Here is a 24,454-nt window from a genome sequence, read left to right as displayed (position 1 = left end):
CTAACTCGCCTCGGAAGCTTCACTTCCCGCCGCTACACTCTCCAATCGATACCCGTACCCATAGATTGTCAACAACTGCCATCCCCGATCCGCCGTCAGCCCGAGCTTGTTGCGCAGCCGGTAGATATGAGTGTCGAGCGGTCGTGACGAGGTCATTTCCTCGTGGGTCCAGAAGCGTTCATAGAAATACTCCCGGGACAGTGGCCGTCCCAGGTTGGCAAACAAGCAGCGGGCCAGGCGGTATTCCCGTTCGGTCAGGCTGATGGGGATGCCGGCGCGGGTGACGGTGAGCTCGGCATCATCGAATTCGAGGTCGTTGAACACCAGAACATCGCTGGCGGGGGTACGTTGCAAATTATGGCGACGCAGCACTGCGGTAACCCGGGCCTTGAGTTCGTTCGGACGGAACGGTTTGCTGACGTAGTCGTCGGCACCGGCATTAAGCGCCAGGACGATGTCATGTTCGCCGTCACGGCTGGTAAGCATGATGGCGGCCGGCGGTGAGTCCATATGCTCGCGTGTCCAACGCAACAGGGATAGTCCGCTGATATCCGGCAACTGCCAGTCGAGTATCAACAGGTCGAATGTTTCGCGGCGTAATTGGCGTAATAAGTCTTCGCCTCGTTCGAAACTGTGCAATATCCAAGCTTGCTCGCCCTTGCCGGGGATCTGTTGCAGTGTCTGTTCCACCCGGCGGAGTTCGGCCGGCTCGTCATCCAGTATGGCGACACGCATGGGATGCGATTCCTTGATTTCAATAATACGGGCATCTACAGGCGGCGATGAAGGCAACCCAGCGGTGACCTGTTTCACTCTCCTGTCGCAGGCTGAGACAATACCGGCTAGTGGCAACAAGGGAAAGGCAGCCACATGCCACTATTGGGCCGCTATTCTCTCGAATCTGAAGCTGATTGTTCGATGCTCCAAATCCCTCCCCATAATCTGTCAGGGTCCCTATGAGCAACCCGCGGCGCCGTGAAAGTCGTGAACCTACCCAAGTCCAACGATTGTTTCGCCGTTGGGTTCGCGAATGGTTGTGGATAAGTATTCTTTTGTTGCCGGCGACCGCTTTGCTGTCGTATTGGATGCAATCGGATCGCAATGGGACGGGAGCCGCCTTGCTATCGGCCAGCTTGGTGGGCTGCGTATTGGGTTCGTTGCTGTTGCGCCCACGCCTTGCCTTGGGAACGACGTCGGCAGGCATGGGTGCAGCCTTGCTGGTCAGTGCTCTGCTGGAGGTGCAGGGTTGGACGTGGTCACCGGTGGCCAGTCTGTTGGGCATGCTCTGTGGTTATCTGATCTGGAACTGGCGACGCTTGAGCGTGGTGCTGGCCTATTTTGGTTGGGAGCTGGCGCGCCTGGATGCGGAGCCGAAGGTTTTCCCGGAGCGTCGCCGAGCCCCTTATACCGGCAGTGACGGCCTACAGGGCCAAGTCATGGCATTGGAACAAGCGATGAGCCGGACGAGGGACACCCGTCGCTTTATTGCCGATGGCTTGGAATATCTGCCTGTGGCCACGATGATCAGCGACCCACAAGGCAATATATTGCTCGGTAATCGCAAGGCACGTGAGCTGTTCGGTCATGCACTGGTGGGCGGTGATGTACTGAAAGCATTGGCACGGCTGGGGTATCCCGCATTGGCGCACTCCTCTGTTCACCGTTTGTCCACGTTGCCTTTGGTCGAGTTTCGCGACACTCGCGAACGTAGCCTGCGGCTTGAAAGGGCTGCGTTGCTACCGGTTGACGGCGATGTGCCCATTGGCTGGCTGATGAGCCTGACTGACCTGAGCGCCGAGCGTGAGGCCGAAGAGCAGCGCAGCGTCATGCTCCGCTTCCTCTCCCACGACCTGCGCGCTCCCCATTCAGCGATCCTGGCTTTGCTGGATGTTCACCAGGATGAGGCTGGGGCTGCCAGCCCATTATTTGAGCAGATCGAGCGTCAGGTTCGGCGCGCCTTGGACCTGACTGACGGGTTTGTACAATTGGCCAAGGCAGAGTCCGACGCCTACCAGTTCCGGCCAACGTTGTTCGCCATGCTGATCCTGGACGTGATCGACCAAGTGTTACCCATTGCCCAAGCCAAGAACATTCAATTGCAACACCAACTGGATGATGACGAAGCGACGGTCAGCGCCGATCAACCCCTGCTGACCCGCGCACTCTTCAACTTGCTGGAAAATGCCATTAAATACAGTACGAGCGACACCTGCATTTCACTGCACGTTCGCTGCGCCGAGGGATGGCTGACTTGCGATGTGGTTGACCAAGGCAAAGGCATCGATGCTGAGGAGCTACCGGACCTGTTTATCCAATATCGTCGCTTTTCCTCGGCTCATGGCGTGGATGGCATCGGCCTGGGACTGTCCATGGTCAAAGCGGTCGTCGACCGTCATGGCGGCCAGATTGAATGCCGTAGCGCAGTGGGAAAAGGAACAACGTTCAGCCTGCGGTTTCCGCTGGTGAACTGAGGAAAGGATCGCAGCTGCGTGAATGTCGAAGCTGCGATTTTGGTAGTGGTATAAAAACTTATGCACGTTTTCGGCTGTTTTATGTGCTTAAGAAATATGTTTTAAAAACAATAGCTTAATAACAAAAAGCAACGAAATCGAGCGGAACGGTACACAGGTTATCCACAGTTCTCAAACAGCAAGCTTATCCGGCGTTGCTGGCGCGGCGGGGGCTGGCGGAAGGGAACCCAATTCCCTTTGCGTCTGTTCATTCCAGGCCTGTACGCGGTCGTTGAGCTCGGCGATGGCGCGCGGGCCGCTGCCTTCTGCATACATCGGTGCACCGATCACCACGGTGATGGTTCCGGGTGTTCTGATCCAGCCAGCCTTTGGCCAGAATTTGCCTGCATTGTGTGCAATCGGCAGCACCGGCAGTCCCGCATTAACCGCCAAAGCGGAACCACTGCGGGAAAATTTGCCGATCGTGCCATAGGGAACACGGGTGCCTTCTGGAAAGATGAGTACCCAGACGTTGTCCTTTAGCAGCTCATCGCCTTTTTGAGCCACTTGCTTGAGCGCAACCTTGGGATTGTCGCGGTCAATGGCGATCGGGCGCAGCATCGCCATGGCCCAGCCGAAGAACGGTACGAATAGCAGCTCACGCTTGAGTACCTGGCTCAACGGCTCGAAATAGGCCGAGAGAAAAAAGGTTTCCCAGGTGCTCTGGTGATTGGACTGGATGACGCACGGCCGGTCAGGTACGTTCTCGGCACCCTTCACTTCGTAACGAATGCCCAGGAAGACCTTGCTCAGCCAAAGTGCGCAGCGGCACCAGTAGACATTGATGAAGCGATAGCGCGTCCTGAACGACATGAACGGCGCGACAAAAAAACTCAGCGTGCACCACAACAAGGAACTGGTGCCCAGCAGCAGGTAAAAGAGGAAGCTTCTGATGGCCTGCAGTATCGACATAGCGGCGTTTACCATTGCGGGCAATGCCCGCCGTTCAAGCGCTTCCCGAACAATCCTTGATCAGGATGTCTGGGAGCTCTAATTGTGGATAAGTTCAGCGGCAATCGCCGCCAAATCGTCAAAAATCAAGGTGCCCACCGGTAGGGTCTTGCCCAGAGTCTTCTCGCCTTTTCCGGTCTTTACCAAAACTGGCTGACAATCGACGGCCTTGGCCGCCTCCAGGTCACCGAGGCTGTCGCCGACGAACCACACGCCCGCCAGCGCAACGTCATAATGCGCGGCAATGGCTTTCAACATGCCAGGCTTAGGCTTGCGGCAATCGCAGCCTTCGTCCGGCCCGTGCGGGCAATAAACGATCAACCCGACCTCGCCGCCCTGCTCGGCCACCAGTTCGCGCAAGCGATCATGCATGGCCTCTAGGACGGCAAGTTCGTAGTAACCGCGTGCGATGCCCGACTGGTTGGTGGCCACCGCCACCGTCCAGCCTGCTTTGCTCAACTGCGCGATGGCCTCGATGGAACCAGGAATCGGCAACCATTCCTCCACCGTTTTGATGTAAGCGTCGGAGTCGTGGTTGATCACTCCGTCCCGATCGAGAATCAGCAGTTTCAAGCGTTACCCCAGCAGCGAAATGTCAGCAACGCCGAGGAACAACCCACGCAGGCGCGCCAGCAGCGCATAGCGGTTGGCCCGCACGTTGGCGTCCTCGGCATTGACCATCACCGCTTCGAAGAACGCATCGACCGGTTCGCGCAGTGCAGCCAGGCGCGCGAGGGTTTCGCTGTACTGACGTGCCGCCGCCATCGGCTGGACCGCCTGGTCCGCCTGCTGGATCGCCGAATACAGGGAGAACTCGTTGGCGTTGTCGAAGTACTTGGCTTCGACGGTGGCCGCGATATTGCCTTCGGCCTTGCCCAACAGGTTCGATACGCGCTTGTTCACTGCCGCAAGCGCTGCCGCTTCCGGCAGTTTGCGGAAGGACTGCACCGCTTGTACGCGTTGGTCGAAGTCCAGGGCGGAACCCGGCTTCAGGGCACGTACCGACAGGTAGGTCGCGACGTCGACGCCTTCGTCTTCGTAACGCGCACGCAGGCGGTCGAAGATAAATTCCAGCACCGCATCGGCCAGGCCGGCAGCCTTGACCTTGCTGCCGAACGCATTGACGGCGAAAGCCACGGCGTCATTCAGGTCCAGGTCCAATTGCTTGTCGATCAGGATCCGCAACACGCCTAGCGCCGCGCGACGCAAGGCATACGGGTCTTTGCTGCCGGTTGGCAGCATGCCGATGCCGAAGATGCCGACCAGGGTGTCGAGCTTGTCGGCGATCGCCACGGCCGCACCGGTCAGGGTGGTCGGCAATTCAGCGCCGGCGCCGCGGGGCATGTACTGCTCGTTCAGCGCCAGGGCCACATCCTGCGGCTCGCCATCGTTGAGGGCGTAGTAGTAGCCGGCGACGCCTTGCATCTCCGGGAACTCACCGACCATTTCGGTGGACAGGTCGCACTTGGACAGGATGCCGGCACGCGCCGCACGCTGGGCGTCGCCGCCGATACGTGGGGCGATGAATGCCGCCAGTTTCGAAACACGCTCGGCCTTGTCGTAGACGCTGCCGAGTTTCTCCTGGAACACCACGTTGCGCAGGCGCTCGTTGAAGCTTTCCAGGGGTTGTTTCTTGTCTTGCTTGAAGAAGAACTCGGCATCGGTCAGGCGCGGGCGAACGACTTTCTCGTTACCGGCGATGATCTGCTGCGGGTCCTTGCTTTCGATGTTGGCGACTGTGATGAAGCGCGGCAGCAACTTGCCTTCGGCGTCCAGCAGGCAGAAGTACTTCTGGTTGTCCTGCATGGTGGTGATCAGTGCTTCCTGCGGCACTTCAAGGAAACGTTCCTCGAAGGAGCACACCAGCGGCACCGGCCATTCCACCAGCGCGGTGACTTCGTCCAGCAAGTTGGCCGGCACGATGGCGGTGCCTTCCTGCAGGGTGGCCAGTTCTTCGGTGCGCTTGCTGATCAGCTCGCGGCGCTCGTTGGCGTCGGCCAGGACATAGGCGGTGCGCAGGTCGGCCAGGTAATTGGCCGGCGAAGTGATGCGCACGCTCTGCGGGTGATGGAAGCGATGACCGCGGGAATCGCGACCGGCCTTCTGGGCCAGGATCGTGCAGTCGATAACCTGGTCACCGAGCAGCATCACCAGCCATTGGGTTGGACGTACAAACTCTTCCTTGCGCGCAGCCCAGCGCATGCGCTTGGGGATCGGCAAGTCATTGAGGGAGTCTTCGACGATGGTCGGCAACAGGCTGGCGGTCGGCTTGCCCTTGATGCTCTGGCTGTAGCGCAGCTTCGGACCGCTCTGGTCGATCTCGCTCAGGTCTACGCCGCACTTCTTGGCGAAGCCCAGCGCGGCCTGGGTCGGGTTGCCCTCGGCATCGAACGCGGCTTGGCGCGGCGGGCCGTCGAGGTTGATGCTGCGGTCAGGCTGCTGGGTTTCCAGGGCGGTGATCAGCACGGCCAGGCGACGCGGCGCGGCATAGACGTGCTTGGTTTCGAAGTTCAGGCCAGCGGCTTGCAGGCCTTTTTCGATGCCGGCCAGGAACGCATCGGCCAGGGTGTTCAGGGCTTTGGGTGGCAGTTCTTCGGTGCCCAGTTCAACCAGAAAATCTTGAGCACTCATTGTGCAGCCTCCAGCTTAGCCAACACTTCATCACGCAGATCCGGGGTCGCCATCGGGAAGCCCAGCTTGGCACGGGCCAGCAGGTAGGCTTGCGCAACGGAACGCGCCAGGGTGCGTACACGCAGGATGTATTGCTGGCGCGCGGTCACGGAAATCGCCCGGCGTGCGTCCAGCAAGTTGAAGGTATGGGACGCCTTCAACACCATTTCATAGCTCGGCAACGGCAGCGGCTGGTCCAGCTCGATCAGGCGCTTGGCTTCGCTTTCATAGAAATCGAACAGTTCGAACAGCTTGTCGACGTTGGCGTGTTCAAAGTTGTAGGTGGACTGCTCCACTTCGTTCTGGTGGAACACGTCGCCGTAGGTCACCTTGCCGAACGGGCCGTCGGCCCATACCAGGTCGTACACCGAATCCACGCCTTGCAGGTACATGGCCAGGCGTTCGAGGCCATAGGTGATCTCGCCGGTGACCGGGTAGCACTCGATGCCGCCCGCTTGCTGGAAGTAGGTGAACTGGGTCACTTCCATGCCGTTGAGCCAGACTTCCCAGCCCAGGCCCCAGGCGCCCAGGGTCGGCGATTCCCAGTTGTCTTCGACGAAACGAATGTCATGCACCAGCGGGTCGAGGCCGACGTGCTTGAGGGAGCCAAGGTACAGTTCCTGGAAGTTCTCCGGGTTCGGCTTCAGCACGACCTGGAACTGGTAGTAGTGCTGCAGGCGGTTCGGGTTTTCGCCGTAGCGGCCGTCAGTCGGGCGGCGGCTGGGCTGCACATAGGCGGCGTTCCAGGTTTCCGGGCCGATGGCACGCAGAAACGTGGCAGTGTGGAAAGTGCCGGCGCCTACTTCCATATCGTAGGGCTGAAGTACCACGCAACCTTGCTCGGCCCAGTATTGCTGGAGGGCGAGGATCAAGTCTTGGAAGGTACGCACGGCTGGCGTAGGCTGGCTCACGAAATTCACCTGTTTCTTGGGCTGCGATTTAAAGAGCGGGAGTATACCCGATTCGTTCGTGCGCACGCCCCCTGGAGCCTTATGCCACGCTGCTTTTGGTGTTCAGAAGATCCGTTGTACATGGCTTATCACGATCAGGAGTGGGGCACGCCGCTGCGCGATGCGCAGGGTTTGTTCGAGTTGCTTTTGCTCGAAGGGTTCCAGGCCGGGCTGTCCTGGATCACCGTTTTGCGCAAACGCGAGCGCTACCGGGAAGTGCTGTACGGCTTCGACGTACAGCGCGTGGCGCAGATGAGCGATGCGGAAATCGATGAGCTGATGCTCGACCCAGGGATCATTCGCAACCGTCTCAAGCTCAAGGCCGCCCGCCGCAATGCCCAGGCCTGGCTGGCGCTGGAAGATCCGGTGGTGTTCCTCTGGTCGTTCGTGGGCGGCAAACCCGTCATCAACCATTTCAAGGACCGCACCGAAGTGCCGGCCATCACGCCCGAGGCGTTGGCAATGAGCAAAGGGCTGAAAAAAGCCGGGTTCACCTTCGTCGGGCCGACCATCTGCTACGCCTTGATGCAGGCCTCGGGCATGGTCATGGACCACACCCAGGACTGCGACCGCTACGCCGAGTTGGTAAACGGCGGTTAGAATAGTCGGCTCGCAACACGACCCATGAATTCAGGAGTGACCTGTGGATAAGTTGAAAGGCGCCTTGCTGGTCGGCGCTCTGCGGTTGTTTGCGCTGCTGCCCTGGCGGGCGGTGCAGGCGGTGGGCTCGGCGATTGGCTGGCTCATGTGGAAATTCCCCAACCGTTCCCGCGACGTGGTGCGGATCAACCTTGCCAAGTGTTTTCCCGAGATGGACCCGGTCGAACGTGAGCGCCTGGTAGGCCAGAGTCTCAAGGACATCGGCAAATCCCTGACCGAAAGCGCCTGCGCCTGGATCTGGCCGGCACAGCGCTCCATCGAACTGGTGCGCGAAGTCGAAGGACTGGAAGTATTGAAAGAAGCCCTGGCCTCGGGCAAGGGCGTAGTGGGTATCACCAGTCACCTGGGTAACTGGGAAGTGCTCAACCACTTCTATTGCAGCCAGTGCAAACCGATCATTTTCTACCGTCCGCCCAAGCTCAAGGCGGTGGATGAATTGCTGCAAAAACAACGCGTACAGTTGGGTAACAAAGTCGCGGCGTCGACCAAGGAAGGTATTCTCAGCGTCATCAAGGAAGTGCGCAAAGGCGGCCAGGTGGGCATCCCCGCCGACCCGGAACCGTCTGAGTCCGCCGGTATCTTCGTGCCCTTTTTCGCCACCCAGGCCCTGACCAGCAAGTTCGTCCCGAACATGCTCGCTGGCGGCAAAGCCGTGGGCGTGTTCCTGCATGCCCTGCGCCTGCCGGACGGCTCCGGGTACAAAGTCATCCTCGAAGCTGCGCCAGAGGAGATGTACAGCACTGACACCGAAACGGCCTGCGCTGCCATGAGTAAGGTGGTCGAGCGTTACGTGCGTGCCTACCCGAGCCAATACATGTGGAGCATGAAACGCTTCAAGAAACGCCCACCGGGCGAGGCGCGGTGGTACTGAAGGCCCGCCTGACCGATCAGTGCGCCATGATTACGCCGAATCTGGGGCGCACTGATAAATAGTGCAAGAGGCTCTCGTGCGAGGGGAGTTGTCATGTTTATTGCCGGGAACTACCCGTCCCGGTCTTGAATGCAGCTCCTCATGCCCACCCCTAACCATAAAACAGTCGATAATAAAAGCGTCATAACCTCAATGAATCACTACTGTTAAGAACGGTCTATTCCGGCGGTGTCTCGCTAGCCATAAGTCGAATAACAGCCTTAATAAACTGCGTCTTATAGTGCGCGACGCAAAAACAATCTCGACCTTTAATTAGTCCTGGATGGTTTAGATGTCGCTAAAAAGAGTTAAGGCTAAAGCGCTTCCAATCACTGAGGAGTTGTTGCAATTACTACGGGCAACACAACACGCTCAGACTGTATGGAGCGTCACCGTCAATGATATTGACGCGTCATGCGATGAGGTATGGCTTGCTCGGATGTGGGAGGTCGAGGGCCTCGAAGCCCAATACCGAGCGTGTCAGGATCGGCTATTTCTGTACCTGAAACAGGCCATCCAGATTTAACCAGTCCGTTGAAGGCTGCGCTGTTCCCGTTGCTTGCACTAGAGATGCGGGCCCACCAGAACCGAACGATCATGAACATTCGACTAAAGAACTAGACAGTTTATGAGTGTTTGAAAAATACCTCTTAGTTTGACAACGGACCTCTCGCGCAATCGCCGGCCGGCTGTGAGCTGTAACCTTTCAGCGACGCCTTAGGCCAAATAGACTGTACATAGCGCTATTTTTTCACGTATGAGGCGAATTGCTCTCCAGAGCACTTTAGTTGCCACTCTACAACTAAAGCATTCAGGTTCACGGTCGACACTCAGGGCGCCATGTTCATTCCATCTGAGTTACAACGGGAGTCTTTATGTTTGACTGGATCAGCAATATCCGTGTCAGCGCGAAATTAAGCTTGGGCTTCGGTCTGGTACTAGGGCTTGCGCTGTTACTGGCATTCACGGGGTGGTACGCCATTGCGACGTTGACCGAACGCGGCGTTAAAATCGAGAAAATTGCTCAAATCAGCGATTACACCAAAGAGCTGCGAATCAATCGATTGCGTCTTGGTGCAAATCCTCAGCCCGATGCCTATCAACCGCTGCAGAAAATCCTGGACAATCTGGCGGCTCACTTGCAAAGCATCAGCACTCAGTTCACTGCCCCGATTGATCAGGAACTGATGCAACAACAGAACACATCCGTCAGAGAATACGGACAACTATTGCTTGATCTGGCCAAACCCAATGCTGACCAAGGGCCCATATATAAACGTATGGGGCAGTTGGGTGATCTGTTGCTCGATACGACGCAAAAGCTCATTGACTCGCAAAATACCAAGCGCGATGCCGACGCCGCGTCTGCCAAGGTTCTGCTGGGTCTTGTCGCTGCCTTGACGTTGCTATTGGGCGCACTTGCTGCGTGGATCATTACCCAACAAATCGTTAACCCTCTGCAATACACGCTACAGGCCGTGAATCGTATTGCCAGTGGGGATTTGAGTGAGCCCGTGCAGGTCAATCGGCGTGATGAGTTGGGTCAGCTGCAATCGGGTCTTCAGCAGATGACGCTCAACCTTCATGAGCTGATCGAGGGCATTCGATCCGGCGTCATTCAGGTTGCCAGTGCTGCCGAACAGCTGTCGGCAGTCACCGAGCAAACCAATGCAGGCGTCAATAATCAGAAAAACGAAACGGATCATGTTGCCACCGCGATGAGCGAAATGACCGCAACGGTGCAAAACGTCGCACGCGATGCTGAAGAGGCCTCAACTGCCGCAACCGCAGCGGATCAGCAAGCCTCTGAAGGAGAGCAAATCGTGAATGAGGCCATAGCGCAGATCCAGCGTTTGGCCGAAGAGCTCAATCAGTCGGCTGACGCTGTACGCCATCTCCAGGAACAAAGCGAAAAAATCGGCGGGGTGCTCGATGTGATAAAGGCGGTGGCCCAACAAACCAATCTGTTGGCGCTGAATGCGGCCATTGAAGCGGCACGCGCCGGCGAGGCTGGCCGTGGCTTTGCAGTGGTAGCAGACGAGGTGCGCAGCCTTGCCTTGCGCACCCAGCGCTCCACTGAAGAAATTGAAAGTCTGGTGGCCGGTGTACAGAGTGGTACTCATGCCGTTGCCTCAGGCATGGAAAGCAGCCAACTGTTGGGCGAGAGCAGCGTCGAATTTACCCACCGCGCGGTGATCGCCCTGGAAAACATCACGAGTAAAGTATCGATCATTCAAGCCATGAATCAGCAAATCGCCACCGCAGCGGAGCAGCAAAGCGCAGTCGCCGAGGAAATCAATCGCAGTGTCATCAACGTCCGCGACATCTCCGAGCAGACGGCCGGCACCTGCGAGGAAACCGCTTCCTCAAGTACTGAACTTGCAAGGCTGGGCCATGAACTGGAGAGGTTGGTAGGACGTTTTAAAGTGTAGATGTGGCAGGGATGGCGCCGTTTTGCACCCGCAATGCCTCAGGTATCACGGGTACCGGCGCCAGCTGTGTTCCTTCTCTGCTCTCAACCCCTGCCGTTCGGATCGATTTTTCCAAGCTCGGAGAGGGGGAAATGGCCTAAGCTCGCTTACTTCCAAATCAGCCAAGGAAGCGTCAATGGGCATTCAACCCGATCAGCGCTTTCAGCTACCGACATCCGCCAGCAAAAACGCCAAGCGAGGATCCGCCTTCGATGGAGTCACCGCCACGATCTCGGCTTGCACGACGTCTTCCATCACGAAAGGATCGTTGCTGACCCGATCCTCAAGCTGGGCCAGAGCGACTCCACTGGCCAGAATCATCCCGCCGGCCTGTGGCTGGATACTGCCGGCCATGAGAAAAACACCCTCATCAAAACCGCGCTGCAGCCACTCTTTATGTGCTTGCATCAGCCGGCCCACCTGATCACGTCCGGCGGAAAACCTCAGAAAAATGACGTACATAGTTGTCCTCCCTGAAAATCATGGTGGTCGTTTGATCTAAACCTTTACCTCATCCGCGAGGCCGTCAAGCCATGCACACATGCGCTCGGCCTCCCGTCGGATGAAGCGCTCGTCTTGAAATGCCTGTGCAAGCAACGCAATGCCCTGGCTGAATGCCAACACATGCATCGCCAGCGAGTCCGCGTCCGTTTCATGCCCGAGCAGAACGAACTGGTGGCATAACCAAGTGCGGAACAAGACAAACAGCTGATTGGACTGTGGCTGTGCGGGGTGGCCAATCTTGGCCAGTTCGCTGCAAAGCGTGCCGACCGGGCAGCCATGACGAATGATCTGCGCTCGATTCGTGACCACGATGCGGATGAAATCCTTGATGCGCTCGGAGGGGGAATCGCTTTGGCTTTCCCATTCCTCCAGCATTCCTGATGTGCTCATCATGCGTTTGCCGATGACGGCATCCAGAATCTCGTCCTTGCTCTTGAAGTGGTAATAAAAATTGCCACGGGAAATACCCACGGCGTCGGCAATGTCAGAGAAAGAGGTCAGCTCATAGCCTCTTTCATAAAACAGCCTGTCCGCCTCCGCGACGATGCGCTCGCGGGTCGTTTTGTCAGCCATTCAGATGCGCCAGATTGCGTTGAAGTGTGATTAGGACGGTTGACCTAATGTCTGGATTTGAGGGTAGGACGGTCATCCTAATCGGTCAAGTGAAAGAAGTTCATCGGTGTGTGAGATCAGTGATGTCGGGCGTGCGTATTTCCAGAGCTAGAAGCCGGGAATGGTCGAGCGCAGCGGGGAAAGTTTGGAAGAAGTCGCGGCAGATTTCGTCAACGAGCGCCGCAGCACCTCGATCATCCAGCGCCCGGCGCGCTTGAGGAAGTCGCCAAATGATTATCTACGCCAGCCCGGAACAGGCCTCGGCCACCACCGGCGCGGCGCTGCGTGTTGATGGTGGGGTGGTGGATAGCATCGTTTAGGACCTCGGAATATGTTGCAAAAAAACGCCGCTTCCTCGTGAGAGATAAGCGGCGTTCTTTCTTTTGGAAGCAACATGGGTTGATTCGACCGGTTTTTGGAGCGATGAAGAAATGTTCAGCTCACTCTGTTTTCGATGAGTCGATCGGAGCCACCCTCGGCCACTCGGTTTTGGATCAGTCGGTCCGAACCACCCTCGGCCACTCGGTTTTGGATCAGCCGGTCCGAACCACCCTCGGCCACTCGGTTTTGGAGCAATCGATCCGAACCGCCCTCGGCGACACGGTTCTGGATCAGTCGATCCGAACCGCCTTCAGCCACACGGCTTTCGATCACGCGATCCGAACCACCCTCAGCGACCGTAGGTTGAACATAAGAAGCCGCAAACGCATTGCCGAGGGACAGTGCCAAAAGCGAACCAATGAGAGTTTTGTTGAGCGTTTTCATGTCCTGATCCTTTTTATGCGTAGATGAAGTGAGTTAGACGGTGACGTGCAAACGGACGTCGACGTTGCCGCGAGTCGCGTTGGAGTACGGGCAAACCTGGTGAGCGGCGTCGACCAGCGCTTGAGCATCGGCTTGATCCAGGCCTGGCAGGCTGATGTGCAGGTCGATATCCAGGCCGAAACCACCAAGGATCTGACCGATGCCGACGTGGGCCGTGATCGAGGCGTCAGCCGGAATGCTGCGTTTGCTTTGGCTGGCGACAAACTTCAATGCGCCGATGAAGCAGGCGGAGTAGCCGGCTGCGAACAACTGCTCAGGGTTTGTGGCTTCACCACCCGCGCCGCCCAGGGCTTTTGGAGTGGCCAGTTTCACGTCGAGAATCTTATCGCTGGAAACAGCACGGCCATCACGGCCACCGGTGGAGGTTGCGACTGCGGTGTAGAGAACGTTCATGGTGTTTCCTCTTTACTGATGGGTTTGATCGGTTTTGTTTAGCGCTAAATGTTTGCGCGCTAATCAGTTGGGATAAAGTTAGCGGCCAAATGCTTTGCGCGCAAGATAAATTTTCAGAAAATTTCTAGCTTTTGATTAACTCGTTGATTTTTATCTGAATTTATTTCGTTCGATGCCAGGTCGCATGACCTGTGAGGTGAACCAATAAGAGACGGGGATCAGCAAGGCCTGCGAAACTGCAGGCATTTGGATAGGGAAGGAATTTATAAGCACAATGAGCGTTGTATGGGATCGTTCCCACGCTCTCACGTGGGAAACGCCGTCAAGGACGTCCGCGTTGCGCTTCGGAGACGCTATTCGCTGTCAGCGGTGCAAATGGCTTTCATCGCCAGAAACGTAGTGGGAGTGGGACCAATCTGAGTCTGCATGTTGACGAGCGTAGGCGCCCCAGGATTACCTTCCAGGCGGTATGGCCCGTTACAAACCTTTCTGGCCTTGTCATTGATATTTTCCAACATGCCTTCCCTAGAGTTAAAGACACTGCCGCCGCAGGTAAGCATATATTCGCCTGGTCCTACTCTATCAGCGGAGGTGAAGGTACAACCTGCCATAGCGGAAAGGAAAAACCCGAGTGCTATTTTTTTCAACCGCTAGACCTCTTCTGAAAGTTGGAAAACGAGCGGCATGTAACAAAGAGGCGAACCCTACTGAGCAACCGCGACTTGATTACGCCCCAATGCCTTTGCCCGGTACAACGCCTTATCGGCACTGTTCATCAAACCATGAAGATCCTTATGAGCGGCCTCCGTCGACGCCACGCCAAGGCTGGCGGTTACCCGATGGACCGGTTCGATCATCATTCCAGCAATGCTCTGGACAAGTCCTTCCGCGATATCGGTGGCGACCTCAATAGAGGTATTTGGAAGCAAAATGGCGAACTCTTCCCCGCCGAGCCGCCCATGGATATCGGTTGTCCGAAACGATGAACTGATGACCGCCCCAATCCGGCGCAACACCTGATCCCCGACCTGATGGCCGTAGGTGTCGTTGATATGCTTGAAGTGATCCATGTCCAACATGACCGCGCACAACCCTTGCCGCTTGGCCTTGCATTCGTCGTAGAGTTGCTGGGCATGCTCGAAAAAAGCCCGCCGACTCTTCAGGCCGGTCAATTCATCGGTTTGTGCGGCACGGGTTGAAATGCGGTTGGCCTGTTCCATTTCTCGGGTAAGACGAAAGGCGATTTCCAGTGCCTGGGACATTTTGTGCGTGGCGCGGGCCGCAAATGCCGTGAACACCAGGATTGAAAGTGCCATGCCGACTTGAATCGGGGATGGTTGAAACAGCAGCCAGGCGGTGCACGGCAACAGCACCACGCCAATGGAGACCAGGGTCATATCGCGATAGGCCGAATAGCAGGAGACCGCGCTGACAGTCATCCCCACTGTAAAAAGCATGACCAACGCCTGGGACAAGAGATCATCCGCCGGCATGACCACAAACGCGCCGACGCCCCAGATGCCGGCGGATAATATGAGCGAAAACCAGTACTTGCGCTCCCAACGCTGCGGCGTGCGCTGACTTTCGTCACTGCGAAAATAGACAACGAACATCGCGATACGCAACAGCGTCGATGTGCTCAAGATGCCCAGCCACCAAAGAATGACGCTGTGCTCAAACCGATCCCAACACAGCCAACTCAGCATGATGGCAGCCAAGTAACTGCCAAAAACCGCGGAAACGGATTGTCGAAACAGTTGCTGCAGGCGGTCAGTTCGTACTTGCTCGTCTATGCAAAAATCTTGGCCGTTCCGAGATCTTGGGCCATCCATTTGATCCACCTGATCGTGACGCAACGAAAACGGCGATTGTGGCACCCTGCCACCAACGCAAACAACTGAATTACAGCCAAGGCCCCGATTGAACCGAAACCCCGTGGCGAGGGAGCTTGCTCCCGCTGGGCTGTGAAGCAGCCCATCCATCCCTACAGACAAACTGCATCATCTTCTTTACAAGAATCAGGCCGGAATCAATCCTGCCTCCCGGTAGCTCAAGATCAGATCATCGAACAGACCGACATCCGCCCGAGTTCTCGCGATTAACTGAGCACCCGCCACAGCGGTGTAAATGGCCAGGGCTCTACGTTCACATTCCGCTACGCTGCCCATTCCGGCATCCGCCAACACCTGGGTGAGCCACGTCACGTTAACGTCCGCAAATGCCCGGATCTCCCGCAGGACTTCATCGGGAAGGTCCTCGTATTCGGCAGCCATGAAGCTGGACAGACAAAGCTTGTTGCCGTCCTCAAGCGACTTTCGAAAAAGGGACGGGTACAGCTGCACGCACACTTTTGGCTCGACATTGGCGGCGCGTATCTCGTCTAGCGCCCGCTGCACGTCCTGCCAGTAGCGTTGCGCGACCGCAGCAGCCAACCCCGCCTTGCTCGGAAAATGGTAGTAAATGCTGGCGTTCTTGATGCCTACCTGGTCGGCAATGCTACGAAAATTGATTCCGCTGTAACCGTGCAGTTGGGCAGCGGATTTCGCCGCCGCCAAGATGGCTTCTCGAGCATTTTCGTTCACGTTACCGCCTCGTTTACCTAATCGATGAACTCACTTGAATGCGATTCTACGCCCGGATTGTCTTGCCTGCCAATTGTCAGGTAGGGAGTTGACAGGGCCAAAATATCAGCTCAGTCTTCTACCTACCAATTGACAGGCAGGTGATCCGATCATGTCTTCTTCACAACAACGCGCTGACGTTTCCACGGTTCCTGGAATGAAAATCTACGATTGGTTCAACGGCCCCTACCCCGCCCGAGTACGCATAGCACTGGCGGAAAAAGGCTTGCTACCGAACATCGAATTCGTACCGGTGAATCTCTGGAACGGTGAGCACAAGCAACCCGAGTTCCTGGCCATCAACTACTCCGGGACGCTGCCCGTGCTGGAGCTGAACGATGGGACGCTGATCGCCGAATGCACGGCGATTACCCAATACCTGGACAGCCTGGTCGGCGAACCGACGCTGACGGGCGAAACGCCCGTTGAAAAAGGCCTCATCCACATGATGACCAAGCGTGCCGAGATCGAATTTCTCGACGCCGTCAGCACATACTTCCACCACGCGACGCCGGGCCTCGGCCCAGAGGTCGAGCTGTACCAGAATGCCGAGTGGGGCGGCCGGATGCGCGACAAGGCGATCAGGGGCATGCGCTATTTCGACAACTTGCTCAAAGACCAGCCCTTTGTGGCGGGCGACAGGTTTTCGATGGCCGACATTGCGGTACTGGGCGGCATGATCTTCGCCTCGCTGGTGCAGCTCCCCGTGCCTGATGAATGTGCCGCACTGCGCGCGTGGCACGCCAGGATGCAGGAGCGCCCAAGCGTCCAGGCATGGCGCGCGATCGTCGAGCGTGGCGCTGCGTAGCACGGATCACAAAGAAAAAACCCGACGCTTAAAGTCGGGTTTTTTTCTTGGAGTACGGCGGCAAATCCGACGTGCTTATCGATTATTCGACCTGCGACAGTTTGGCGTCGTCGCAACCGGCAGCACGGCACTCGCGCTCGACAGCCTTGAGAATGACGATACGCGCCTCGGTCTTCTCGTTGGCACAGTCCAGGTAGAGCAGGCCATCGTTGGAACAGGCGCTGTCACGATTTTTGATCCACTGGATTTGAGCGGCTTTCACTTTTTTCTTTTGATCCGGGTTCAGGGCACTCATCGTCTTCTTGTATTGATCATTGATGTCCTGATCCGACTGAACCATTTTCAGCGACGCGCAATAGGTTCTGTCATAGGCGTTTCTAGGGTTATCGCAACTCATCGCAGATGCCGATGCTGATGCCATTGCCAGCAACGCCCCAACCAACAAAGACTTGATCACTGATTTCTCTCCCTGAATGCCCTCTATTGATTAGAGGTCGCGGCGGGAATTTATCATGAGGGTTGTAGAACAATGAAGCAGATCCCCGATCGACCGCGGCGGGACTGCCAGAATATTTGTGCTCGGGCACAACCGCTTGTGCACTTTGCCTTGGGTTTTATCTTTTTCCTGCTAATGCCCATCAGTGGCCGGGTTTAGTAGCCTCCCAAAAAACAAACCCGACATGTTGTGTCGGGTTTGTTTTATTTCATCCGTCGGGCGGTCCTTTCCGATACAGGTGATCACCGAGCCAAGAAGCAGGAAACGTCGCTATCGTTGACTGCCCTGCGCCTGGGGATCTTTCAAGGTATTGCTGCCCTGGTGAACACGTATCGCAAGCTGCTCCAAACCGCTGAGGTCGGTTGGCAGTCTTCCAGCGACCTTGGCCGCCTCGTCCCAGCGGCGCAAACGCAGGCTGTCGGCAAACAGCGGGTCGGCTTCGAAAGCCTTGGCTTCAGGGGTCGTCATCGGTCCGCCCTGCCAGTGAAGGGTTTGCCGGCTGGCCGCACTCAACCCTGCCAGATAGGCCGGTTCGCGCCAGCTCAGGTAACGCTTGGCGTCAACATGCCGCGCCACCAGCCCCGCCAGGCGCTGGGAGAACCCCAAGCCCAGCAGCCAGTTTGCGCCCACTCGCTCGTGGCCGCGACGGCCAAGGCCGGCCATTGAATTTTGCGCCGTCAGCGGCGCACAGAAGTGCCCGACATCGTGGCAGAAAGCGGCCAGCACCAGTTCCTCATCCGCCCCTTCGTCACGTGCCAGCTCGGCGGCCTGGACCATGTGTTCGAGCTGGCTGACCGCCTCGCCGATGTAGTCCGCCTGCGCCTGCTGGCGGCACAGGGCAAACAGCTCGGCCACCGCTTGTTCCGCGCTCATGGGATGCAGGCTTGCGGCATTGGCCCGCGGCCATTCTCCTTCGCCGAGCAAAGCCGCCAGGCTGCGCTCACCCAGGCCCAGGCCGACGCTCATGCCCAGGCCGGTGTGCATCAGCACGGCGCTGACGCCTGCTCCGGCTTGCACTACGCTGAACGGGCCGGGCCCGCGCGAGCCGTATACGCCCTGCCAACGTTCCAGCACTTGCAGCTTGCCGCCGAGGGTGTGCTCGGCCAGCGCCAGCATGAGGTCGTCCACGCCTTCGGCATTGAACGGCGAGGCGTCGCTGCCGTAGTCGTGGGAATCGCCGATGATCAGCTCGCCATGGGGCGTCGGGCTGACCAGCAGGTGGATGCCGTGGGTTTCCAGTTCCGGCTGCTCGCGGCGGATCTGCGTGCGGATGGCCTCGGCTTCCGGCAGATCGGCGAAGGCGCCGTAATGCACGCAACTGAGTCCGGTGAGCACCGCATGTTGCAGGTCCAGCGGCTGTTGCAGGCGGGCGCGCAGCATCTGCAAGCGACACACCGAAGGCTGGAGCGCGGCCAGCGGCTCGGCCAGCAGCGTCTGATAATCGTGTCCGGAGCAGACCACGATGTGCCTGGCGCTTAAACGCCCGGCACTGGTCAGGGCGCTGCCTGGCTCGACGTCTCGCACCAAGGTGGAAAAGTGGAACTGCACACCCAGCGAGCGCAGGTAATCGACGATCTGCGGCAGCGCCTCACGGGAATACAGCTGCTGGTCATCAAGACCGTGCAGGGCGGCGCGGTGGTGGGCGAAACGCCCACCGTACAGCCCATCCAGCGCGGCACCGCGCAGCAACTCGACACGGTAGCCATGCTCGCGGGCGCGGCCGGCGCAGAAGGCTTCGAGCAAGGCTTCCTCGGCTTCGCTGCGGGCGAACAGCAGTGAGCCTTGTTGCTTGAGCTGCAGGCCGGCGGCCTGGCCCAGTTCGGCCCACAAGCTGCGGGATTGGCGGGCCAGGTCGAGCATCACGCCCGGCGCCTGGCCGGTGACCAGGGCCTGGCCGAAGTTGCGGATGGAGGCGCCGAGCGGCGTGTGGCTGCGCTCGAACACGCGCACCTTGAGACCGCGCTTGGCGCCAGCCCAGGCGTGGGCGAGGCCGAGCATGCCGGCGCCGACGATCAACAGATCGCAGTCGTGCTGACTCATGGGGAAACTCCTGGAAAGAAGAAGGCGGCCGCCAACGTAGTCGGCCAGGTCATTTGGCGACTGGCTCGGACTTGCCGTCGTAACGCTTGCGCCATTCGGCAAGGATCTTGTCGCGATTCTCCGAGGCCCAGGCGAAGTCGTTCTTGATCAGGCGCTGCTCGTAGTCGGCGGGCAGTTCCTGGAAGCGCTCGGCGATGCCCGGCTGGGCCAGCACGGCGAAGTTGGCCTTATAGAGGTCCATGGCCTCGCGGCTGGCGGAGAAGTCGGCGAGCTTCTTCGCTGCGTCCAACTGCTCGGTGCCCTTGATGATGCCGGTGGCCTCGATCTCCCAGCCCAGGCCTTCTTTCGGCAGTACGATGTCCAGCGGCGCACCCTTGCGCTTGAGCTGCACAGCCGGGTACTCGAAGGAAATGCCGATGGGGAACTCGCCGGCGGCGGCCAGCTTGCACGGCTTGGAGCCGGAATGGGTGTACTGGCCGATGTTCTGGTGCAGCTTGTCCATGTAGGCCCAGCCCTGTGGTTCGCCGAAGGTCTGCAACCAGGCGCTGACGTCGAGGTAGCCGGTGCCGGACGACGCCGGGTTGGGCATGACGATCTTGCCCTTGTACACCGGGTTGGTCAGGTCTTCCCATTTGGTCGGCTTGGGCAGGCCCTGCTTCTCGGCCTCGATGGTGTTGAAGCAGATGGTCGCGGCCCATACGTCCATGCCGACCCAGGCCGGCGGGTTGGCGGTGTCGCGGTAGTTGGCGCCGATCTTGTCCAGGTTGGCCGGGGCGTAGGCTTCGAGCATGCCCTGCTGCTTGAGCACCGCCAGGCTGGAGCCGGCCAGGCCCCAGACCACGTCGGCCTGAGGGCGATCCTTCTCGGCCAGCAGCTTGGCGGTGACGATGCCGGTGGAGTCGCGCACCCACTTGATCTCGATATCCGGGTGCTGCTTCTCGAAGGCGGCCTTGTAGGCGGCCAGTTGTTCCACTTCGAGGGCGGTGTACACGGTCAGCTCGGTGTTGGCCTGGGCCTGCATGGCGCAAGCGGCGAGCAGGCCGGCGGCCAGAGCGGTACGTTTGAACATGGGAAGCTCCTGGGTTGGCATTGCGTGGCGTTGGTTGTTCGAATTCAGCAGGCCTGCGGGCTCTCGCCCCGGGCCAGGCGCGCGTTGATCGCGTCGATCACCGGCGGCAGTTCGGCGAGGGTGTCGATCAGGTAATGCGGCCGGCTCGGCGCGAACAGCGCGTCGATGCGCGTGCGCTCAGCTTCGCGCTGTGTGGGCGTCAGGGCCTGGTACTGCGCCCAGTCAAGGCCCAGGAAATTGCCGGAGAAGCGCAACGCCACGGTCCACATGCCGGCGCTGCGGCCTTCGAGAATGCCCGGCTCGGTGTCGTCGACCTTGACGCAGGCGGCGACATCGTCGAGACCCAGCGCGATGACATTGGCCAGCGCCTGGGCCGGGCTCGGCCGACCTTTCGGCACCTCGTCGGTGGCCACCACATGATCCGGGCTATAGCCATTGGCGGCGGCCAGTTCGACCACTTTGTCTATCACCTGCCTGGGGTAGCCGGAGCAACTGCCGAGCTTGAGACCGCGTTCGCGCAGGGCGGCGATGCACGCCAGCGCACCGGGAATCAACGCCGAGTGCTCGCCGACCTTGGCGATCTGCAAGGGCATGAAGCGCTCATAAATCGCCGTCACATCTTCATCGCTCGGCAGGCGGCCGAAGCGACGCTGGTAGCGCTCGGCAATCGCCGGCAGGTTGCAGAGGGTGCGAATGTGGTCCCACTTGCCCATGCCCATCGGCCCGCGTGCCTCGTCCAGGCGGATTTCGATGTCGAAACTGGCGAAGGCCTCGACGAAGATGCGGGTCGGCGCGAAGGAGCCGAAATCGACCACGGTGCCGGCCCAGTCGAGAATGGCGGCGTGCAGGCGGTCGGGGTGTTGGTAGTGCATGGCAGTCTCCAGGGTAATCAATGGCCGACGGTCGCGCGCCAGGCTTGGGCCCGACGCAGCAAGCCGCGCGAGGCTCCCGCCAGCAGCAGCGACACCGCAGCCGAGGTGAGCAGAATCAAGGTGGACATGGCAGCGGCGCCGCCGACATTGCCGGCGTCGTCCATGTTCAGCACGGCGATGGCGGCGAGCAGGCTGTCCGGGCTGTAGAGGAAGATCACCGCCGACACCGTGGTCATCGCCGAGACGAACAGGTAACGCAGGATGTCGAGCAACGCCGGCAGGCAGATCGGTAGGGTGACGCGCAGAAAATGGCGCAGCAGCGGCACCTTCAGCGACAGCGCGGCGGCCTCGAACTCGCCATCGAGCTGGCGCAGCGCGGCGCTGGCGGTCAACTGCGCGGTGGTCAGGAAGTGTGCGATGGTGCACGCCACCAGCAGGGTCAGGCTGCCATACAAGCCATGCAGCGGGTTGCCCGGCAGGTTGAAAAAGAACACGTAGCCCAGGCCCAGCACCAACCCCGGCACCGCCATCGGCACGAAGCTGAGCAGGCGCAGGGCCTGGGTCAACGGGCTCTGCCGGGTCTTCTCCAGCAGGTAGGCGCCAGTGAAGGTCAGCAGGCTGCCGAACACGGCCGTGCAACCGGCCAGCAGCAGGCTATTGCGGTACACCTGCCAGCCGCCGGGCAGTTCGGAGAAGGCGTAGTGGTGCAGCGACAGCGACAAGTCGTAAGGCCAGAACTTGACCAGCGACGAGTACACCGCCATGCCAAACACGCCGAGCAGCGCCGCGCAGATCAGCAGCACCACGGCGAGGAAGGCCAGGTCGCGATAGCGCGACGGCTGCGGGTGATAAACCTGGGCACGACCGCTCATGGCCTCGCGCTGACGGCGGCGCAGCCACAAGTCGACGGTGAAGCTCAACAGCGCCGGCAACAGCAGGACCATGCCGATCAGCGCGCCGCGGCCGAACTGCTGTTGCCCGACCACCGCTTTGTAGGCCTCCAGCGCCAACACCTGATAATCGCCGCCGACCACCACCGGCACGCCGAAATCGGTGATGCACAGGGTGAACACCAGGCAGAAGGCCGCGAACACGCCCTGTCGGCTGCCCGGCCAAGTGATGCTGCGAAAGGCTCGCCACGGTGAAGCGCCCATGCTTGAGGCGGCGTCGAACAAGCGCGCATCGGCCAGGGCCAGGGCCGAAAGCAGCACCATCAGCGCATGGGGAAAGGTGTAGATGGCCTCGCCGATGACGATGCCCCAGAACCCATAGATATTGTCCGTGAGCAGATGCCGAAGCACGCCCTGGTTGCCGAACAGGTAGATCAGCGCGATGCCCGGCAGTATCGACGGCGCCAGCAGCGGCAGCAGGGAAATGCCGCGCCACAGGCCTTTGGCCGGCACGCAAGTGCGCTGCAACGCATAGGCAAAGGCGTAGGCCAGCGGCACGACGATAGCGGCCACGGTCAGCGAGACCGTCAGGCTGTTGCCCAGCAGCCAGCGGAAGTTGGCGCTGCCGAACAACTCGGCCGCCGCCGTCAACCCACCGCCCTGCCCCGGCTCGCTGGCGAAGCCGCGCCACAGCATGGCCAGCAACGGCAACAACACGGTGAGAATCAGCAGCACCAGCAGCAACCATTGGCCACCGTGGATGAATAGACGGTCGGCCAGGTCGGCCGGCATGCGCCGCGCGCCGGCCTGGGGCTTGCTCAGCAACACCTGTTCCATCAGACGAACACCTGCAAGCTGCGCGGCGGCAGCGCCACCCAAATGTCCGGGGAGCCCAGGCGCGGCATGGCTTCCGGCGCCAGCTCGGCAAGCAGGGTATGACCCGGCAGGGCGTCCAGCTCGAAACTCAGGCGGCAGCGATTGCCGAGGTAGGTGATCTCGCGCATCTGTGCGCTGAACAGGTTGTCTTCGTGCATCAACGGATTGATCACCACCGCTTCGGGGCGGCAGAACAGGCGACCGCGCTCAGCCGGCCGCACCCCGTGCAGACGCAGATTCAGCGCGCCAACCCGGGCATGCTCGCCGTCGCGCTCGTAAGGCAGCCAGTTGCCTTGGCCAACAAACTCGGCGACGAAGGGCGTGGCCGGCGCGCGATAGATCTCCTGAGGCGTGGCGTACTGCTCGACCCGACCGTGGTTGATCACCGCGATGCGGTCGGCCATGAGCATGGCCTCGTCCTGGTTGTGGGTGACCATCACGGTGGTGATGCCCAGGCTCTTCTGCAACCGGCGCAGCTCGCCGCACAGATGTTCGCGCACGCGAGCGTCGAGGGCCGACATCGGTTCGTCCAACAGCAGCAACTTGGGCGACGGCGCCAGGGCGCGGGCCAGGGCCACACGCTGTTGCTGACCGCCGGAGAGCTGGCCGGGATATTTCTGCTCGCTGCCCTTGAGGCCGACCAGTTCGAGCATCTCGGCGACCCGCGCGCGGAGCGTATCGCGGCTATTGCCGGCCAGGCCGTAACCGATGTTCTGCGCCACCGTGAGGTTGGGAAACAGCGCGTAGGATTGGAACAGGATGCCGTAGTCGCGGGCCTGGGGTGGCAGCGTGGAAACATCCCGATCGCCAAAGAAGATGCCGCCGCCATCCTGGCGCTCCAGCCCGGCAATGCAGCGCAGCAAGGTGGTCTTGCCGCAGCCCGAGGGGCCGAGCAGGCACACCAGTTCGCCGGCAGAGACGTCCAGCGACACGCCGTCCAGCGCCTGAAAGGCGCCGAAGGTCTTGTGGATGTCGCGCAGTTGCAAACTGACCGTAGCCATGGCGGAACCTCGTCGGTGGAATACGAGGCTCATCTTGGGCACGGGGTGCTAAGGCTTTATGGCAGTTGGGCAAAAGCTGCCGATAGTGGTATCGGTGGATTTAGGTAGTGTTTCCACATCGAAGGTGGGCGCGAGGCATCTACGAGGTTGCGGATCTGCGTGGTGACCGTGGGCTGGCTGAGGCCGAGCTTCTTCGCCGCCTGGGTGATGCTGCCCAGGCGGGTGACCATGTGGAAGGATTTCAGCTCGGCGAAGGACATGATGGATACGGCTCTCGGTGCGGATCGCCCTAGAAGGAGCGTGAGAAAACATTACAGCTCGGACG

22 protein-coding genes and 3 pseudogenes are annotated in these 24,454 nt (G+C 59.6%); 6 read left to right on the top strand and 19 right to left on the bottom strand.

The features are described from left to right. Positions 1 to 735: a response regulator transcription factor gene (locus JZ00_RS28830; protein WP_039594592.1), complete on the bottom strand. Its 735-nt coding sequence runs from the start codon at positions 733 to 735 to the stop codon at positions 1 to 3. Positions 736 to 956: 221 nt separating this feature from the next. On the opposite strand from JZ00_RS28830, the gene JZ00_RS28825 reads away from it, so the two are divergent. Beyond that, positions 957 to 2,471, top strand: a complete 1,515-nt coding sequence (locus JZ00_RS28825) for a sensor histidine kinase (protein WP_039594591.1) — start codon at positions 957 to 959, stop codon at positions 2,469 to 2,471. Positions 2,472 to 2,642: 171 nt separating this feature from the next. Here the strand turns inward: JZ00_RS28825 and JZ00_RS28820 are convergent, their stop codons facing one another. From JZ00_RS28820 to glyQ, 4 genes are all read right to left on the bottom strand, one after another. Next, positions 2,643 to 3,422, bottom strand: coding sequence for a lysophospholipid acyltransferase family protein (locus JZ00_RS28820; protein WP_039594590.1), 780 nt, complete (start codon positions 3,420 to 3,422; stop codon positions 2,643 to 2,645). A gap of 78 nt (positions 3,423 to 3,500) precedes the next feature. Next, positions 3,501 to 4,034, bottom strand: coding sequence for a D-glycero-beta-D-manno-heptose 1,7-bisphosphate 7-phosphatase (gene gmhB / locus JZ00_RS28815; protein ID WP_039594589.1), 534 nt, complete (start codon positions 4,032 to 4,034; stop codon positions 3,501 to 3,503). A 3-nt stretch (positions 4,035 to 4,037) separates the two neighbouring features. Next, positions 4,038 to 6,092 carry a glycine--tRNA ligase subunit beta gene (glyS, locus tag JZ00_RS28810; RefSeq protein ID WP_039594588.1) on the bottom strand — a complete coding sequence of 685 codons (2,055 nt, stop codon included), beginning with the start codon at positions 6,090 to 6,092 and terminating at the stop codon, positions 4,038 to 4,040. Further along, positions 6,089 to 7,042, bottom strand: coding sequence for a glycine--tRNA ligase subunit alpha (gene glyQ / locus JZ00_RS28805; RefSeq protein ID WP_022641565.1), 954 nt, complete (start codon positions 7,040 to 7,042; stop codon positions 6,089 to 6,091). Before glyQ ends, glyS begins: the two co-directional genes overlap by 4 nt. An 81-nt stretch (positions 7,043 to 7,123) precedes the next feature. Here glyQ and JZ00_RS28800 point away from each other — a divergent pair, with 81 nt between their 5' ends. From JZ00_RS28800 to JZ00_RS28785, 3 genes are all read left to right on the top strand, one after another. After that, positions 7,124 to 7,681 carry a DNA-3-methyladenine glycosylase I gene (locus tag JZ00_RS28800; RefSeq protein WP_039594587.1) on the top strand — a complete coding sequence of 186 codons (558 nt, stop codon included), beginning with the start codon at positions 7,124 to 7,126 and terminating at the stop codon, positions 7,679 to 7,681. A 43-nt stretch (positions 7,682 to 7,724) separates the two neighbouring features. Beyond that, on the top strand, positions 7,725 to 8,612 hold the full coding sequence (locus JZ00_RS28795) for a lysophospholipid acyltransferase (RefSeq protein ID WP_039594586.1): 888 nt from the start codon (positions 7,725 to 7,727) through the stop codon (positions 8,610 to 8,612). A gap of 914 nt (positions 8,613 to 9,526) precedes the next feature. Then, positions 9,527 to 11,083 (top strand): methyl-accepting chemotaxis protein, encoded by a 1,557-nt coding sequence (locus JZ00_RS28785; protein ID WP_039594585.1) that lies wholly within the window; start codon positions 9,527 to 9,529, stop codon positions 11,081 to 11,083. A 201-nt stretch (positions 11,084 to 11,284) separates the two neighbouring features. Here JZ00_RS28785 and JZ00_RS28780 read toward each other — a convergent pair whose 3' ends face one another. Continuing rightward, positions 11,285 to 11,584, bottom strand: coding sequence for a YciI family protein (locus JZ00_RS28780; RefSeq protein WP_198725912.1), 300 nt, complete (start codon positions 11,582 to 11,584; stop codon positions 11,285 to 11,287). A gap of 36 nt (positions 11,585 to 11,620) precedes the next feature. Beyond that, positions 11,621 to 12,199 (bottom strand): TetR/AcrR family transcriptional regulator, encoded by a 579-nt coding sequence (locus tag JZ00_RS28775; RefSeq protein WP_039594584.1) that lies wholly within the window; start codon positions 12,197 to 12,199, stop codon positions 11,621 to 11,623. A 163-nt stretch (positions 12,200 to 12,362) separates the two neighbouring features. Between JZ00_RS28775 and JZ00_RS31030 the strand changes: the two are divergent. Next, positions 12,363 to 12,558, top strand: a pseudogene (locus JZ00_RS31030) (oxidoreductase); the annotation flags it as partial. A 115-nt stretch (positions 12,559 to 12,673) separates the two neighbouring features. On the opposite strand, the gene JZ00_RS28770 reads toward JZ00_RS31030, so the two are convergent. The 4 genes from JZ00_RS28770 to JZ00_RS28750 form a co-directional block, all read right to left on the bottom strand. Beyond that, positions 12,674 to 13,003 (bottom strand): hypothetical protein, encoded by a 330-nt coding sequence (locus JZ00_RS28770; RefSeq protein WP_039594594.1) that lies wholly within the window; start codon positions 13,001 to 13,003, stop codon positions 12,674 to 12,676. A 33-nt stretch (positions 13,004 to 13,036) separates the two neighbouring features. Continuing rightward, complete coding sequence (locus JZ00_RS28765; protein ID WP_039594583.1) at positions 13,037 to 13,456, bottom strand: organic hydroperoxide resistance protein; 420 nt, start codon at positions 13,454 to 13,456, stop codon at positions 13,037 to 13,039. A 704-nt stretch (positions 13,457 to 14,160) separates the two neighbouring features. Then, positions 14,161 to 15,288 carry a GGDEF domain-containing protein gene (locus JZ00_RS28755; RefSeq protein ID WP_039594581.1) on the bottom strand — a complete coding sequence of 376 codons (1,128 nt, stop codon included), beginning with the start codon at positions 15,286 to 15,288 and terminating at the stop codon, positions 14,161 to 14,163. A gap of 186 nt (positions 15,289 to 15,474) precedes the next feature. Next, positions 15,475 to 16,038 (bottom strand): TetR/AcrR family transcriptional regulator, encoded by a 564-nt coding sequence (locus JZ00_RS28750; protein ID WP_039594580.1) that lies wholly within the window; start codon positions 16,036 to 16,038, stop codon positions 15,475 to 15,477. A 151-nt stretch (positions 16,039 to 16,189) separates the two neighbouring features. Between JZ00_RS28750 and JZ00_RS28745 the strand changes: the two genes are divergently transcribed. After that, positions 16,190 to 16,885 (top strand): glutathione S-transferase family protein, encoded by a 696-nt coding sequence (locus JZ00_RS28745; protein WP_039594579.1) that lies wholly within the window; start codon positions 16,190 to 16,192, stop codon positions 16,883 to 16,885. Positions 16,886 to 16,967: 82 nt separating this feature from the next. Here JZ00_RS28745 and JZ00_RS28740 read toward each other — a convergent pair whose 3' ends face one another. From JZ00_RS28740 to JZ00_RS30620, 8 genes and pseudogenes are all read right to left on the bottom strand, one after another. Next, positions 16,968 to 17,342 (bottom strand): lysozyme inhibitor LprI family protein, encoded by a 375-nt coding sequence (locus JZ00_RS28740; RefSeq protein ID WP_033062452.1) that lies wholly within the window; start codon positions 17,340 to 17,342, stop codon positions 16,968 to 16,970. A gap of 309 nt (positions 17,343 to 17,651) precedes the next feature. Continuing rightward, complete coding sequence (locus JZ00_RS31325; RefSeq protein ID WP_235433122.1) at positions 17,652 to 18,158, bottom strand: HD domain-containing protein; 507 nt, start codon at positions 18,156 to 18,158, stop codon at positions 17,652 to 17,654. A 132-nt stretch (positions 18,159 to 18,290) separates the two neighbouring features. After that, positions 18,291 to 19,421, bottom strand: a pseudogene (locus JZ00_RS31320) (TIGR03364 family FAD-dependent oxidoreductase); the annotation flags it as partial. 49 nt (positions 19,422 to 19,470) lie between these two features. After that, positions 19,471 to 20,490 carry a putative 2-aminoethylphosphonate ABC transporter substrate-binding protein gene (locus JZ00_RS28730; protein ID WP_039594578.1) on the bottom strand — a complete coding sequence of 340 codons (1,020 nt, stop codon included), beginning with the start codon at positions 20,488 to 20,490 and terminating at the stop codon, positions 19,471 to 19,473. Between the two features lie 44 nt (positions 20,491 to 20,534). Next, on the bottom strand, positions 20,535 to 21,362 hold the full coding sequence (gene phnX, locus JZ00_RS28725; protein ID WP_039594577.1) for a phosphonoacetaldehyde hydrolase: 828 nt from the start codon (positions 21,360 to 21,362) through the stop codon (positions 20,535 to 20,537). 17 nt (positions 21,363 to 21,379) lie between these two features. After that, positions 21,380 to 23,089 carry a putative 2-aminoethylphosphonate ABC transporter permease subunit gene (locus JZ00_RS28720; protein WP_039594576.1) on the bottom strand — a complete coding sequence of 570 codons (1,710 nt, stop codon included), beginning with the start codon at positions 23,087 to 23,089 and terminating at the stop codon, positions 21,380 to 21,382. Further along, the gene (locus JZ00_RS28715) at positions 23,089 to 24,129 is read right to left on the bottom strand and encodes a putative 2-aminoethylphosphonate ABC transporter ATP-binding protein (protein WP_039594575.1); all 1,041 of its coding nucleotides are present in this window, start codon (positions 24,127 to 24,129) and stop codon (positions 23,089 to 23,091) included. The genes JZ00_RS28720 and JZ00_RS28715 overlap by 1 nt, the downstream gene beginning before the upstream one ends. A 143-nt stretch (positions 24,130 to 24,272) precedes the next feature. Further along, a pseudogene (locus JZ00_RS30620) lies at positions 24,273 to 24,389 on the bottom strand (LysR family transcriptional regulator); the annotation flags it as partial. Positions 24,390 to 24,454 lie beyond the last annotated feature (65 nt).

Source organism: Pseudomonas frederiksbergensis, from assembly GCF_000802155.2.
Taxonomy (GTDB): Bacteria; Pseudomonadota; Gammaproteobacteria; order Pseudomonadales; family Pseudomonadaceae; genus Aquipseudomonas; species Aquipseudomonas frederiksbergensis_A.
The sequence above is the reverse complement of the archived record's forward strand: the minus strand, read 5'-3'. Positions and strand labels throughout refer to the sequence as shown.

Excerpts from the sequence above, each read along its gene's own strand:
- glyS (WP_039594588.1), bottom strand. The coding sequence starts at position 6,092 with ATGAGTGCTCAAGATTTTCTGGTTGAACTGGGCACCGAAGAACTGCCA.
- JZ00_RS28825 (WP_039594591.1), top strand. The coding sequence starts at position 957 with ATGAGCAACCCGCGGCGCCGTGAAAGTCGTGAACCTACCCAAGTCCAA.
- JZ00_RS28765 (WP_039594583.1), bottom strand. The coding sequence starts at position 13,456 with ATGAACGTTCTCTACACCGCAGTCGCAACCTCCACCGGTGGCCGTGAT.
- phnX (WP_039594577.1), bottom strand. The coding sequence starts at position 21,362 with ATGCACTACCAACACCCCGACCGCCTGCACGCCGCCATTCTCGACTGG.
- JZ00_RS28830 (WP_039594592.1), bottom strand. The coding sequence starts at position 735 with ATGCGTGTCGCCATACTGGATGACGAGCCGGCCGAACTCCGCCGGGTG.
- JZ00_RS28755 (WP_039594581.1), bottom strand. The coding sequence starts at position 15,288 with ATGGATGGCCCAAGATCTCGGAACGGCCAAGATTTTTGCATAGACGAG.
- JZ00_RS28720 (WP_039594576.1), bottom strand. The coding sequence starts at position 23,089 with ATGGAACAGGTGTTGCTGAGCAAGCCCCAGGCCGGCGCGCGGCGCATG.
- JZ00_RS28800 (WP_039594587.1), top strand. The coding sequence starts at position 7,124 with ATGCCACGCTGCTTTTGGTGTTCAGAAGATCCGTTGTACATGGCTTAT.
- JZ00_RS28715 (WP_039594575.1), bottom strand. The coding sequence starts at position 24,129 with ATGGCTACGGTCAGTTTGCAACTGCGCGACATCCACAAGACCTTCGGC.
- JZ00_RS28820 (WP_039594590.1), bottom strand. The coding sequence starts at position 3,422 with ATGTCGATACTGCAGGCCATCAGAAGCTTCCTCTTTTACCTGCTGCTG.
- JZ00_RS28745 (WP_039594579.1), top strand. The coding sequence starts at position 16,190 with ATGTCTTCTTCACAACAACGCGCTGACGTTTCCACGGTTCCTGGAATG.
- JZ00_RS28785 (WP_039594585.1), top strand. The coding sequence starts at position 9,527 with ATGTTTGACTGGATCAGCAATATCCGTGTCAGCGCGAAATTAAGCTTG.
- JZ00_RS31325 (WP_235433122.1), bottom strand. The coding sequence starts at position 18,158 with ATGGTCCAGGCCGCCGAGCTGGCACGTGACGAAGGGGCGGATGAGGAA.
- JZ00_RS28780 (WP_198725912.1), bottom strand. The coding sequence starts at position 11,584 with ATGTACGTCATTTTTCTGAGGTTTTCCGCCGGACGTGATCAGGTGGGC.
- JZ00_RS28775 (WP_039594584.1), bottom strand. The coding sequence starts at position 12,199 with ATGGCTGACAAAACGACCCGCGAGCGCATCGTCGCGGAGGCGGACAGG.
- JZ00_RS28770 (WP_039594594.1), bottom strand. The coding sequence starts at position 13,003 with ATGAAAACGCTCAACAAAACTCTCATTGGTTCGCTTTTGGCACTGTCC.
- JZ00_RS28730 (WP_039594578.1), bottom strand. The coding sequence starts at position 20,490 with ATGTTCAAACGTACCGCTCTGGCCGCCGGCCTGCTCGCCGCTTGCGCC.